The sequence below is a fragment of the Dietzia sp. SLG310A2-38A2 genome, from assembly GCF_014145095.1.
GTDB lineage: Bacteria > Actinomycetota > Actinomycetes > Mycobacteriales > Mycobacteriaceae > Dietzia.
In genome coordinates this window covers 527-744 of record NZ_JAALDX010000549.1, presented here as the reverse complement: position 1 = coordinate 744, position 218 = coordinate 527, and the positions used below count along the sequence as shown (strand labels likewise).

General features: G+C 68.3%; 1 protein-coding gene. It reads right to left on the bottom strand.

Features of this window, described 5'->3' with window-relative positions; genetic code table 11:
- Nucleotides 1–218, bottom strand: a 218-nt coding sequence (locus G6027_RS19250; RefSeq protein ID WP_241727276.1) for an ATP-binding protein, incomplete at both ends; no start/stop codon positions are given.

Below are 218 nucleotides of genomic sequence, written 5' to 3'. Positions count from 1 at the left end.
ACAGTTGCTTGTCGTCGGCGGCTTCGACCAGCTCGTTGACCAGGGCCGCGGTGGTGACGTACCGGACTCGTCGTCCTTGCTCGGCTGCCGCGGTACCCAGAGCGATGAGCAGGTGGGTTTTGCCGGTGCCGGAGTCGCCGAGCAGGACCAAAGGTTCCCCGGCGTCGATCCACGCGCCGCCGGCCAGGTGCGCCAATGTCGCCGGAGGAAGGTCGGGA